This is a genomic window from Pseudoalteromonas sp. SR44-5 (assembly GCF_014163675.1).
GTDB lineage: Bacteria > Pseudomonadota > Gammaproteobacteria > Enterobacterales > Alteromonadaceae > Pseudoalteromonas > Pseudoalteromonas rhizosphaerae.
Map to the genome: position 1 here is coordinate 16982 of NZ_JACJDT010000004.1, position 13543 is coordinate 30524.

The 13543-nt window shown below is 40.7% G+C and carries 12 protein-coding genes; 5 read left to right on the plus strand and 7 right to left on the minus strand.

Annotation, left to right across the window (positions count from 1 at the left end):
- Positions 1-146: 146 nt before the first annotated feature.
- The 5 genes from infA to trxB form a co-directional block, all read right to left on the minus strand.
- Positions 147-365 (minus strand): translation initiation factor IF-1, encoded by a 219-nt coding sequence (gene infA, locus H5154_RS03070; RefSeq protein ID WP_002962494.1) that lies wholly within the window; start codon positions 363-365, stop codon positions 147-149.
- Between the two features lie 90 nt (positions 366-455).
- A complete protein-coding gene (locus H5154_RS03075) occupies positions 456-1160 on the minus strand; it encodes an arginyltransferase (protein ID WP_182717359.1) in 705 nt (234 codons plus the stop codon).
- The gene (gene aat / locus H5154_RS03080) at positions 1153-1869 is read right to left on the minus strand and encodes a leucyl/phenylalanyl-tRNA--protein transferase (protein WP_145233076.1); all 717 of its coding nucleotides are present in this window, start codon (positions 1867-1869) and stop codon (positions 1153-1155) included. Before aat ends, H5154_RS03075 begins: the two co-directional genes overlap by 8 nt.
- 178 nt (positions 1870-2047) lie before the next feature.
- Entirely contained in the window at positions 2048-4861 is a 2814-nt protein-coding gene (locus H5154_RS03085; RefSeq protein ID WP_182717360.1) for a bifunctional aconitate hydratase 2/2-methylisocitrate dehydratase, read from the minus strand.
- A gap of 327 nt (positions 4862-5188) precedes the next feature.
- Positions 5189-6139, minus strand: a complete 951-nt coding sequence (gene trxB / locus H5154_RS03090) for a thioredoxin-disulfide reductase (RefSeq protein ID WP_182717361.1) — start codon at positions 6137-6139, stop codon at positions 5189-5191.
- Between the two features lie 288 nt (positions 6140-6427).
- Between trxB and pssA the strand changes: the two genes are divergently transcribed.
- The 3 genes from pssA to H5154_RS03105 all read left to right on the plus strand — a co-directional run bounded on the left by pssA (position 6428) and on the right by H5154_RS03105 (position 8884).
- On the plus strand, positions 6428-7753 hold the full coding sequence (pssA, locus tag H5154_RS03095; RefSeq protein WP_149982341.1) for a CDP-diacylglycerol--serine O-phosphatidyltransferase: 1326 nt from the start codon (positions 6428-6430) through the stop codon (positions 7751-7753).
- A 147-nt stretch (positions 7754-7900) separates the two neighbouring features.
- Positions 7901-8353 carry a GNAT family N-acetyltransferase gene (locus H5154_RS03100; RefSeq protein ID WP_182717362.1) on the plus strand — a complete coding sequence of 151 codons (453 nt, stop codon included), beginning with the start codon at positions 7901-7903 and terminating at the stop codon, positions 8351-8353.
- Positions 8354-8884, plus strand: a complete 531-nt coding sequence (locus H5154_RS03105; protein WP_182717363.1) for a GNAT family N-acetyltransferase — start codon at positions 8354-8356, stop codon at positions 8882-8884.
- Between the two features lie 77 nt (positions 8885-8961).
- Here H5154_RS03105 and H5154_RS03110 read toward each other — a convergent pair whose 3' ends face one another.
- Entirely contained in the window at positions 8962-9744 is a 783-nt protein-coding gene (locus tag H5154_RS03110; RefSeq protein ID WP_182717364.1) for a nucleoside-binding protein, read from the minus strand.
- 75 nt (positions 9745-9819) lie between these two features.
- Positions 9820-11133: a Na+/H+ antiporter NhaC family protein gene (locus H5154_RS03115; protein WP_182717456.1), complete on the minus strand. Its 1314-nt coding sequence runs from the start codon at positions 11131-11133 to the stop codon at positions 9820-9822.
- Between the two features lie 265 nt (positions 11134-11398).
- Between H5154_RS03115 and dapB the strand changes: the two genes are divergently transcribed.
- Complete coding sequence (dapB, locus tag H5154_RS03120; protein WP_182717365.1) at positions 11399-12196, plus strand: 4-hydroxy-tetrahydrodipicolinate reductase; 798 nt, start codon at positions 11399-11401, stop codon at positions 12194-12196.
- 207 nt (positions 12197-12403) lie between these two features.
- The gene (gene carA, locus H5154_RS03125) at positions 12404-13540 is read left to right on the plus strand and encodes a glutamine-hydrolyzing carbamoyl-phosphate synthase small subunit (protein ID WP_145233083.1); all 1137 of its coding nucleotides are present in this window, start codon (positions 12404-12406) and stop codon (positions 13538-13540) included.
- Positions 13541-13543 lie beyond the last annotated feature (3 nt).

Consider the following 13543-nt stretch of genomic DNA (forward strand, 5'->3'; position numbering starts at 1 on the left):
AGCAATTGCTGGGCTTTTTGTTTATTAAATGTAATTGTTAGTTTAGCTATCAATTACATTTAATAAACGCTTCAAGCTAATGTAGAAAGTAACTAAGTTACTCAGACAACTTAGCTAAAAACTTGATATTTCGTTAACGCACTAACTTAGCGAGCACGGAATACGATGCGACCTTTTGATAAATCGTATGGGGTCATTTCTACGGTAACTTTATCGCCGGTTAAAATGCGGATATAGTTTTTACGCATTTTACCTGAAATGTGAGCCACAACTACGTGACCATTTTCAAGCTCAACTCGGAACATTGTATTTGGTAAAGTATCAAGGACCGTCCCTTGCATTTCGATTACGTCTTCTTTCGCCATGTTTAGCGTAACACCTCTTTAATAGTTAAACGATGCAGATTCTGCCGAAAATACACCAATAAGTAAAGCCGCAGTAGGCATTTTTGTAAATTAAATAGCCAGCCACTGGTCTGCAACCCTATTTTGGGCAGGTAAAAATTGGGTTTTGTAACGCATTTTTGCACATTCATCAATTTGATAACCTAAATAGACAAATTCTTTATCGTATTGTTTGGCGAATTTGAGCTGCTCTAAAATCATAATTGTGCCCACACTGAAGTGCTCATAATCAGGATCAAAAAAAGTGTAAATAGCAGAAACAGCGTTGTGCATACAATCAGTTACCGCCACTGCAACCAGTTTCTCTTGGTCCCATAATTCAATAAAAGTAATTGGTAACCAGTGACAAAATATAAAGCTGTTAAACTGACTTTGTTCTGGTGGGTACATAGAACCGTCTTGGTGACGCTCGGTAATGTATTTACTGTATAACGGAAAGTATTCAGGGCGTTGTTGGTCTGAGTATTTCACGCAAAAGGCATTTTTTGCTTTATTAAGTTTACGTTTTTGTGATTTTGTCGGTAAAAATGCCTTAGCTAATACACGCACAGACTTACATGCGCTGCAAACAGGGCAGTGTGGTCGGTAAATTTGGTCACCACTACGGCGAAAACCGAGGGCCAGTAATTGCTCAAATTTGCCCGGGGTATAACAACTTGGATCCAAAATGACTAATAATTGCTCTTGGCGATCGGCTAGGTAGCTACAATCAAATTGTTGGCTTAAACCTAAACGAGCAGGTAAGTGTTCAGTCATAAATAGCGATAAGCTCCTGAGGTTGCCACATTGTTGTTGGAATAATAAACTCTTCTGCTTGTTTTAGTTTAGTTAAAAATTCTGAGCGCGGTAGCACTTTTTCACCTAAAGTGACTAAATAAGGATTCTCAAGCTGACAGTCAATAAAATGCGCATGGTGACGTTTCAACCAATTGACCAATGCCCACATGGCTAATTTTGAACAATTAGCTTGATGATGGAACATTGATTCGCCGCAAAATACGCCATGCTGCATAATACCGTACAAGCCACCAACAAGTTTGTCGTCTGACCAGATTTCTAAACTATGCGCTAAGCCTGCTTTATGTGCATCTTTATAAGCGTTGAGCATTTTTTTTGTGATCCAGGTGCCATCTGTTTCTAAGCGTTGTTGGCGACAGGCTTCAATCACCTGAGTAAATTCGGTATTAATAGTCACTTTAACCGGATTTTTTTTCAGATGCTTGCGTAAGCTTCGGCTAATATGAAATTCATCGAGTTCAATGATGCCGCGCATACTTGGCGACCACCACATAATTGGCTCGTATTCACTAAACCATGGAAAAATACCGTAGCGATAGGCATTTTTTAATCGCGTTACAGATAAGCATCCACCAATGGCAAGTAAACCATCTGGATCATCTAATGCATGGGTGGGATCAGGAAAAGCAAAGTGGCTTTTAGCGAGTTGATAAAGTTGTTTAGTCATAACACCGATTGAATAACTGAATGATCAAGATAAAGTGTAACCTGTTGCTTTAAATTCACAAACCACAAATTATTGTGTTATCCATCCCCTCGTACAGCGCTTACTTATGATAGGCAAATTGTAGGCATAAAAAAAGCGCGTTAAAAAACGCGCTTAATTGAACCATTAACTAATCGAATTAGCTAACCACTTTTACGGGTACTGCTTGACCTGCGTTGAACTTAGTTGTCATCGCTTCTTCAACAGGTACAAACGATGTAAGGTCAATACCTTCAACTGCAGACTTATACTCTTCGATAGTCGGGAAACGACCAAGAACAGAAGAAAGTACTACAACTGGCGTTGACCCCAGTAGTGACTCACCTTTTTTCTCAGATGTATCAGCTACTACACGGCCTTGGAACAGACGTGTTGACGTTGCGATAACAGTGTCACCAGGTTCAGCTTTTTCTTGGTTACCCATACATAGGTTACAACCAGGGCGTTCTAGGTATAAGATATTTTCATACTTAGTACGTGCAGCCGTTTTTGGTTTTGCATCGTCAAATTCAAACCCTGCGTATTTAGCAAGGATATCCCAATCGCCTTCCGCTTTAAGCTCATCAACAATGTTATATGTTGGTGGCGCAACGACCAATGGCGCTTTGAATGAGATAGAACCGTTTTTCTTCTCAAGGTTACGTAGCATGTGAGCAATAATTTTCATATCGCCTTTATGAACCATACACGAACCAACAAAAGCTAAATCAACAGGCTTGTCGTTGTAAAAAGAAACAGGGCGGATCACATCGTGAGTATAACGCTTAGAAACATCATCGTTATTTACATCTGGATCGGCAATCATTGGCTCAACGATTTGGTCTAAATCAACCACAACTTCTGCGTGGTATTTAGCATTATCGTCTGGAGAAAGTGCTGGCTCTTCACCAGATTGAATACCTGCAATACGCTTGTCGGCTAAGTCGATTAGACCTTGTAGCGTTTGCGCCTCGTTATCCATCCCTTTGTTGATCATGATTTGGATACGTGACTTAGCAAGTTCAATTGACTTAATTAACGTTTCATCATTTGAAATACAGATTGATGCTTTCGCTTTCATCTCTGCAGTCCAGTCAGTGAAGGTAAACGCTTGGTCAGCCATAAGAGTACCAATATGCACTTCAATGATGCGACCTTGGAACACGTTTTCGCCACCAAATTGCTTAAGCATTTGCGCTTGCGTTGCATGTACAACGTCGCGGAAATCCATGTGCTTAGCCATTTTGCCTTTAAACGTAACTTTAACTGAATCAGGAATTGGCATCGCTGATTCACCCGTTGCAAGTGCAACAGCAACCGTACCCGAGTCGGCACCAAAGGCAACACCTTTAGACATACGTGTATGCGAGTCACCACCGATGATGATTGCGCGGTCATCAATAGTAATGTCGTTCAATACTTTGTGAATAACGTCAGTCATTGCATGATAAACGCCTTTCGGGTCACGTGCAGTGATCAAACCAAACTTATTCATGAACGCCATTAGTTTAGGAATGTTTGCTTGCGCTTTGCTATCCCATACAGATGCAGTGTGACAACCAGACTGATATGCACCATCAACAAGAGGTGAAATCGTAGAAGCAGCCATGGCTTCTAATTCTTGTGCTGTCATTGGGCCGGTTGTATCTTGCGAACCAACGATGTTCACTTTAACGCGAACATTTGAGCCTGCGTGAAGTGGCGTATCTGATAGTACACCTACTGCATTACGGTTAAAGATTTTTTCAACCGCTGTTAAGCCTTGGCCTTCATGTGAAATTTCTTTTGAAGGTGCATACACAAGTGGAGTTTCAATGCCGAGTGTTTCAGCAGCAAACGTTTGTAGTTTTTTACCGAATACAACAGCGTAAGAACCACCGGCTCTCATGAATTCAACTTTTTGCGGTGTGAATGCTGACGAAATATCAACAAGTTCTTTATCACCGTTATAAAGCTTTTTCTCTTTAGTATTGATTGTTAACACAGTACCGGTAGCAACAGAGTACGCTTCTTCAAGCACTGCATCACCATTGTCATCAGTCACTGTATTGCCGTTTGCGTCTACTTTTTTAACCCAGTTTTTAAGGTCAAGACCAATACCGCCAGTTACATCAACCGTTGTTAAAAAGATTGGCGCAATACCATTAGTACCTGCAACAACAGGTGCAATGTTGATGAAAGGAACGTATGGGCTTGCTTGTTTACCCGCCCAAAGTGCTACGTTATTCACACCAGACATACGAGATGAACCAACGCCCATCGTGCCTTTTTCAGCAATAAGCATTACTTTAGCGTTAGGGTGTTTCTTTTGAAGCGCAACAATTTCTTGCTGTGCTTCTTCAGTGATCATGCATTTACCGTGTAGTTCACGGTCAGCACGTGAATGTGCTTGGTTACCTGGAGACAGTAAATCAGTTGAGATGTCGCCTTCACCGGCGATATAGGTTACTACATCGATTTTTTCTTCGATGTCAGGTAATTTTGTGAAGAATTCAGCTTGTGCGAAGCTCTCTAGTAATTCTTTAGCAATTGCATTGCCTGCTTCGTATGCCGCTTTTATGCGCGCCATATCTGCATCGTATAAGAATACTTGAGTCTTAAGTACTTCAGCCGCTTGTGCTGCGATTGTTGCGTCATCAGCAAATACTAAATCAATTAGCATTTCAATTGACGGGCCGCCTTTCATGTGTGAAAGCAGTTCAAATGCGAATTCTGGAGTGATCTCTGCAACTTGCTCTTCACCCAAAATAATTTCTTTTAGAAACTGTGCTTTAACGCCCGCAGCACTGGTTGTTCCTGGTAATGTATTAAAAATAAAGAAATGCAGTGAATCTTTACGGTGCTCGTTATTAGTATCTTTAATTTGATTAATGATTTCTGATACTAGTTCAGCGCTATCGATTGGTTGTGGGTTTAATCCAAGCTCCGTTTTACGGGTTTGGATTTCTTCCATATATTTTGTATACAAACTCATAGAAAACTCTCGGTATTTTACTTGATATGAAGTTAAGCATTTTAACTGATTTTACAGTCTCTAGTAATGCCTAAATGAATAAAGCTTTTCTGCCTAACTATAATTATAGCTAGTTTTACTTACTATACTTTGACGATATTCATTGCTCGGACTTAGATCCTATCGCACCTAAGCCATTAATTGTATAAATATGATTAATTTCGAGTATAAGTGTGGTGAATGTTGGTGCGGCTGCAATGAGTACTTTTCGGTGTTGGATGAGTCTTTATAATTTTTGGCCACAAAAAAAGGGCTGAAAATTCAGCCCTTACTATATGTTATGCAAACTTATAGGTTATCTAAGAAACGCTCAGCATCAAGTGCTGCCATACAGCCAGTACCAGCAGAAGTGATTGCTTGACGGTAGATATGATCAGACACATCACCTGCAGCAAAAACACCTGGTACACTTGTTTGTGTTGCATTGCCGTTTAGGCCTGACTCAACCACTAAGTAGCCGTCTTTCATTTCAAGTTGGCCAACAAACATATCAGTATTTGGTTTATGACCAATTGCAATAAATACGCCCGCTAAATCAATTTCTTCAGTGGCTTCTGAGTTTGCATCCTTGATACGAACACCAGTAACACCCATTTGGTCACCCAGTACTTCATCAAGCGTACGGTTATAATGCATGACTACGTTACCGTTTGCTGCTTTTTCAGCGAGGCGATCGGCTAAGATTTTTTCACTGCGGAAGCTATCACGACGGTGAATTACATGTACTTCATCAGCAATGTTCGATAAATAAAGCGCTTCTTCAACCGCGGTATTACCACCGCCAACAACCGCAACTTTTTGACCTTTATAGAAAAAACCATCACAGGTTGCACAGGCTGACACACCACGGCCTTGGAAGTTAGTTTCAGACTCTAGGCCCAAGTACTTAGCAGATGCACCCGTTGCAATGATCAGCGCATCACACGTGTAAGTACCTTGGTCACCCGTTAATGTAAATGGACGTTTAGTTACATCAACAGTGTGTATGTGATCAAAGACAATTTCAGTTTCAAAACGCTCGGCATGCTCTTTCATACGATCCATTAATGCTGGACCTGTTAAACCGTGAGCATCGCCCGGCCAGTTTTCAACTTCAGTCGTTGTTGTAAGTTGACCGCCTTGTTGCATACCGGTGATCAATACCGGGTTTAAATTTGCGCGTGCTGCGTAAACTGCTGCAGTGTAACCCGCAGGTCCAGATCCTAAAATTAGCAACTTACAATGTTTTACTTCACTCATGTTTTTATATCCTAAACGTTTAATAGCGTATTAATGCGCTCGATTTTAAGAGAAACAAGAGGGAAGTAAATAAAAGCGGCGATTATTTTTTTTTCTAAATCACAAAGCTGTCAAATATTGTGTACTAGAATCATGATAAGTGTACTATTTGTATGATATCTGAGCTATTAATTCAGTATTAACTCCGCATGCGACGTTAATTCATGACCAAGCTGTGTTTTTTTGATATGTTTTAACTAATTTTGATTTGTGACCCTGATTAAGGGTGACCTAAGTGAATAGGCAATTATGTTATTTTGGCAGGAAAAACCCGCGTACGGGTTGACTTCAAAAGACGTTAACGTCTTAACCAATGCACAAGAATATCGCACGCATTTACTAGCACTGATTGCGCAGGCAAAAACACGTATTTATATTACGACACTTTATCTGCAAGATGATGAAGCAGGGCGTGAAGTGTTAGCAGCGTTACATCAGGCTTCATTAGCAAACCCCGCATTAGATGTAAAAGTGTTGGTTGACTTTCATCGTGCCCAACGCGGTTTAATTGGTGCGGCAAAGTCAGATGGTAACGCCAGTTTATATTGTGAATATCAAGAAAAATATCAATCAAATGTACAAATTTTTGGCGTACCAGTAAAAGCAAAAGAACTTTTTGGGGTGCTGCATTTAAAAGGTTTTGTAATTGATGATACGCTGCTTTACAGCGGTGCGAGTTTAAATAATGTGTATTTGCAGTATCAAGAGCGCTACCGGTTAGATCGCTATTTTTTAGTCGAGCAGGCCTCACTATGTGATTCTGTGATTGACTTTATTGAACATGAATTGTTGAGTTCTGAAGCCGTTCCACGTATTGATGTGCGGCCTTTAACAAAGTTTAATGATATTAAAATCGCACAAAAACAATTGATGCGTTCATTAAAGCAAGCTAACTACGCTCACAGTGTGGAGCAAAATGAGCAAGCACTTGGCGTGCGACTATTTTTAGGACTGGGACGACGTAATAACGAGCTTAATCGTGTGATCAAATCCTTATTTGATGCCACCGAGCAAGAGTTAGTGCTGTATACCCCATACTTTAATTTTCCTGCACCGTTAATGCGTTCCTTGCGCCGCTTACTAAAACAGGGCAAGCAAGTAACAATCGTAGTAGGCGATAAAACGGCGAATGATTTTTACCTGCCACCAAGTGAACCATTTAGTAAAATAGGTGCTTTGCCATACTTGTATGAAACGATTTTGCATAAATTTTTAAAATCGCAAAAGCGCCATATTATTAACGGTAATTTAAATGTGTATTTGTGGCAGCATGAAAGTAACTCATTTCATTTGAAAGGTATTTGTGCTGATCGTAAATATCATTTATTGAGTGGTCATAATTTAAATCCCCGTGCCTGGGGATTAGATATCGAAAATGGCATTTTATTAGAAGATCCTGAGCAAAGTCTCATGCCAGCAATCGACAATGAAAGAGCCGAGATATTACAACACTGTCGTCGTTTAAACGGTGCCGAAGATTTAGAAACCATGGACGATTACCCGCCAGCGGTTAAAAAACTGCTGGGGCAAGCTAAGCGTGTCAAAGTTGATTTTATTATTAAGCGTTTTATTTAACGCAAAGTTAGAGACTAAAATGTAAGTATTATAAAAGCAGCGTTTACGCTGCTTTTTGTTGATTTAGCCTCGGAGCTGTTGCCCAACTCCGCTACAATATTTTTGCAAAACTGATGATGGTTATTTTAATATTCAAAGGAACTAACAATGCTTATTAAATCCGCCGAGAAAAAAGATTACGCCTCTTTAATTGAGATCTGGGAAGCTTGCGTTTCTCATACCCATGACTTTTTAACCCAACAACACATAGATGAACTGAAACCATTGATTTTGGCACATTATTTTGATGCTGTTAGTCTTTTTTGTTGTAAAGACAACAGTGGAAAAATAATTGGGTTTATTGGCGTTGCTGGCGGCAATATTGAAATGCTGTTTGTTGAGCCGGCTTTCTTTGCGAAGGGGGTTGGCACGTTCTTAATTAATTACGCGATTGATAATTTAGCAGCAACTCATGTTGATGTTAACGAGCAAAACCCTAAAGCCCATGGTTTTTATTTAAGTAGAGGGTTTGAGCAAATAGGGCGCTCTGAATTAGATGGTCAAGGAAAGCCGTTTCCGCTGCTACATATGCGTTTAGCAAAAGTAGTTGAGGCTGACTAAATGGAACTGGTGATTTCAGATTCAATAACTTTAAAGCCATTAGATATTAGTCACGCAGTTGAACTTTACCAAGTTATCGCCGATAGTCGGGAAAATCTGAGTCAATTTTTACCTTGGGTGGATTACGCAATAGATGTTAATTCAACTAAACGTTATATATATGAACGACTACACAGCGGTAAAGCAGGTTCTCAGTGGTTTGCGGTATATATAGAGGATCGCTTAAGCGGTGTATTTGGTATTAAACACATTGATCCTGACAGTAAAGGTGCTGAATGCGGTTATTGGTTAGCTGATTTTGCACGCGGGCAAAGAGCCATGAATCAAGTGCTTACTAAAATAGTGCCTTATATAAAAAATAATAGTCATGCAAAAGTGATTGAGTTTTGTTGTTTAGAGGAAAACTTAGCGAGTATAAAGGTTGTGCAACGCGCAGGCGCACAATTTAAATATTATCAAAAAGAGACATCAATCTTCCTTGCTAATCAGCAACAGCAGCGTTTAGGTGTTTATGAAATAAAGCTAACGTGATCTGTGTTCATGGTAAGTAAAAAAAGCGCAATACAATTAATATCGCGCTTTATTATTATCGCTAACTCGCTAACTCGCTAAAACGTCCACTCAACATGAAATTGCGGTACCGACTCAGTGGTATCGGTCCCTAGCTTGTTGTGCCAATATTGCCACTCAAGACCAAGTAGTAAGGTGTTTTCTTTCATGCTGATGGCATTACCCAAGTCCCAAGTAATAATAGGCTGCGCTAAGATCCACGCCTTAACATCTTCACCAAATTCATTTTCGCGCTCAGCAATATATTCAACATGGCCAGTTATATTAAATTTTTGTGAACCAATCGAAAACGGGTAACCCCATGCAACATCTAGCATCCAGCTGTTAGTTTCAATAGGCGCGCCACCACGCGCAACACCCTCGTTATCATCTATATAGGCCGTAACTAGGGTTGATAAAAAACTAAATCCTTTCGCTTGCCAATTTACTTTAACACCGGGTAAATACTTCAATACCTTAGCATCACCTGCGGCGTTAAAGCCCGCTGTTAATCCAACGTCAGCAATAGCGCCAAACGAAAAGTCATTACCGGTTATTTTAGAAAGGCTAAAAGTTGAATACCATTCGCCATAAAAGTCACGGTCTTGATAGCCATCATCAACATTATCATTAATGTAATCTATGAAGAAAAAGTTATCACCATAGTCATAGCCAGAGGCGTGTTGCAGTGAAGCGATTGATGTACCTGCTTCTTGTTCAGTAAATGGGTTTTTAAAATCGCCGTAGTTTAAATGTAGTTGCGTTGTGCTCCAATTTGCAGCAAAGCTAGATGTACTAACTGCACAAAGGGCGAATAAAGATAATGTTGATTTTATATTCATAACTATATGTTTAATTGGGAGTAAAGCGCAAAGTATAGCAGATACGCCCAAACGTGAGCGCATCTGCTTAAGTATTTATGCCTTATTTCGGCGTAGGCAAATTACAGCTATAGCAGTAAATGCCAATATAAAGCAGTAGTAAGATGAGGTTGATACTTGCCACGGGCTAATTTTAAATGTTGCGCCAAGTAGTAACGCTTGTGCACCATAAGGGAGAGATCCTTGCGTAACACAGGCGAAAATATCCAGTAAGCTTGCTGAACGCTTACCGCTGATCTCACCATCATCGGCAAGTTTTTTGGCGATAGGACCGGCAACAATAATCGACACGGTATTATTCGCTATACATACGTTGCTGGTCATAACTAACGCGGCAATACCAAGTTGATCTGCCACTTTCCGGTGCCATTTTGCAATGACTTTAGTAATGGCTTGAATCTTTTGCGCGATATAATCAAGGCCACCGTTAATACGAATAAACTCTGATAAGCCACCAATAAACATCGACAGCAAGAATATTTCTTGCATATCAGTAAAGCCCTTATAAATGTCTTTTACAAAGCTGGCACCTTCATAACTGCCAGTAAAGCCCATCAGTGCCGCAAATATAATACCGCTGAACAGCACCACAAATACATTAAAGCCCATCACCGCTAGTACTAAAATAAATGCATAAGGTAGTACTAATAGAATATCGTAATCTTTAGTTTCTACTGCTTGAGCCGCAGGAGTTAAAAAGAATAATAAACCAATAGTGAGGATAGCTGCTGGCAATGCGATTTTTAAATTCTCACGGAATTTATCTTTCATCTCACAGCCTTGGGTACGCGTTGCAGCAATGGTGGTATCAGAAATAATTGATAAGTTATCGCCAAACATCGCACCTGACACAATCGTACCGGCCATTAATGCTGGATCAATACCGGTTTTAATAGAGACCGCATACGCAATCGGGCCAATCGCCCCGATAGTGCCCATTGAAGTACCCATGGCCGTAGATACTACCGCTGCAATTAAAAATAAGCCCGGTAAAAGTAATGCTGGTGGAATAAGTGATAAACCGGCGTTAACAACAGCGTCAACACCCCCTGTAGCGCCGGCAACGGCGGAGAAAGCACCTGCAAGTAAGTAAATTAAACACATGGTAATGATGTTATTGTGACCAGCACCTTTTATAAAGGTTTCTACACTGTGATTAATGGTGTTTTTATTAAGGATAAACGCCAGCATGATCGCCGGTAAAATCGCAACTGGGGCAGGGAGCTGATAAAAAGCGTAATCAACTCCTTGAGATTGCAGGTATAAACCCGCGCCTAAAAATAAGGCGACAAACGTAAGTAGCGGCAGCAAAGATAACTTTGCATTAGTTTTATTAAATGATGGCTGCATCATATTCCTCGTTAGATAACTCATAGACAACTAGTGCAGCAAAAACATCCTTCTTTTAGCAGCATTTAGTTGTGTGCTTATCAAAGTGATAAGTAACTCAACAGCGCCCGCAAGCCAAAGACCAAATCGGCGCAAAGAAAGAAGTTTAAATGTATAGATGGCTAAAGTCTATGGGTATCTGTTATTATTATTTTAAAAGGCGTACCTGACTATTACATGAGTTTTAGATAAAATCTAGCCAACATAAAAGCAAAGGTTAATTAAAATGAATCGAATTGGCGTATTTGGCGCGAACGGAAGAATGGGGTTAGCACTAGTTGAAGCCGCACATAAGAATAATCATGCCGAGCTCGGTGCAGCCTATGTACGTAGTAGTTCACCTTTATTAAATATTGCTGTTAATCAATTGAATAGTGCAGCCCCTCCGACTGTTAATTTCAGTGATGAGCGCAGCGTAGAGAACATTGACGTATTGATTGATTTTACATTGCCAGCAGGCATGCGTGAGCATCTAAAAACAGCTGTGGCACAAAAGATCCCGATGGTGATTGGCACCACCGGTTTAAATGACGACGATATGCTGGCGTTACAAACGGCTGCCAAGCAGATTCCAATTGTGTTTGCGCGAAATTACAGCGTAGGCGTAAATTTACTGTTGAATTTAGTGCAAACCGCCGCCACTAAATTTGGTGATGATTTAGATATCGAAATTTTTGAAGCGCATCATCGCCATAAAATAGATGCGCCATCAGGCACTGCACTTGCCATTGGTGAGGCAATTGCCGATGCAAAAGGGTGGGTGCATGATGAGGTTGCGGTATTTGATCGCAGCCGAGTAGAAACAGAAAAATCGCAAAATGAAATTGGTTATTCGGTGCTCCGAGGCGGAGATATAGTTGGTGAACATACCGCATATTTCGCAACTTCTGGCGAAAGGCTTGAATTAACTCATAAAGCAAGTTCTCGAATGACCTTTGCATTAGGCGCAGTAAGAGCTGCGGGCTGGTTGAAAAATAAGCCTGCAGGACTTTATGACATGCAAGATGTCCTCGACTTGAAGTAGTTTAGTTACTTTTTTGGGTGTTTGGTGGCTTTTTTGGCTTATAGGGCTTATTTTTACTGATTATTGAAATAGGGTTAGACCTAAAAGGCAAATTACTATAAAATAGCGCTAATTTGCCAAAAATTCATAATTGCGTGTTTCCAATCGCTATAAACGGGTAGTAAAGCAAATGACTTTACTCCCGTTTTTTACTGTTAGGAGGTTAACTTGACTAAATCCGCTCTGTTAGTTCTAGAAGACGGCACAGTGTTTCGCGGTACTGCAATCGGCGCTGACGGCATGTCTGTCGGTGAAGTAGTATTCAATACATCAATGACTGGTTATCAGGAAATTCTGACTGACCCTTCATACGCGGAACAAATCGTAACTTTGACGTACCCACACATAGGTAATACGGGTACTAACAGCGAAGACGAAGAAGCGAGTCACATTTGGGCTAAAGGCCTAGTGATCCGTGATTTGCCACTGCTAGCAAGTAATTTCCGTAACGAGCAATCGTTAGATGATTACTTAAAAGAACGTAATATCTTAGGTATTGCAGACATCGACACCCGTAAGCTTACCCGTATTTTGCGCGATAAAGGCGCTCAAAACGGTTGTATTATTGCAGGTGACGAATTAGATGAAAACCAAGCGCTCGCAGCTGCGCAAGCCTTCCCAGGCTTAAAAGGTATGGATTTAGCGAAAGTAGTATCAACCAAGGAAAATTTCGAGTGGCGTGAATCAAGCTGGACATTAGGCGCAGGGTTCAAAACTCTAAACGCAGCCGATGAAAAGTTTCACGTTGTTGCTTATGATTTCGGTGTGAAGCGTAATATTCTCCGTATGCTTGTAGACCGTGGTTGTAAATTAACCGTTGTACCTGCACAAACCTCGGCAGCTGACGTGTTAGCACTTAACCCAGATGGTATCTTCTTATCGAATGGCCCAGGCGATCCTGAACCGTGTACTTACGCCATTGAAGCAATTAAAGCCTTTTTAGAAACTGAAATTCCTATTTTTGGTATCTGTTTAGGTCACCAATTGTTAGCCCTTGCCTCGGGTGCAAAAACAGTGAAAATGAAGTTTGGTCATCACGGTGGTAACCACCCAGTGAAAGATTTAGACCGTAACGTAGTAATGATCACTGCGCAAAACCATGGTTTTGCTGCCGATGAAACAACGTTACCAGATAACCTTCGTGCTACGCATAAATCGTTATTTGACGGAACGTTGCAAGGTATTCACCGCACCGACAAACCTGCTTTTAGCTTCCAAGGTCACCCTGAAGCAAGCCCAGGTCCACACGATGCAGCCCCATTATTTGACCACTTCATCGATTTGATGCAAGCGCGTAACAACTAATTA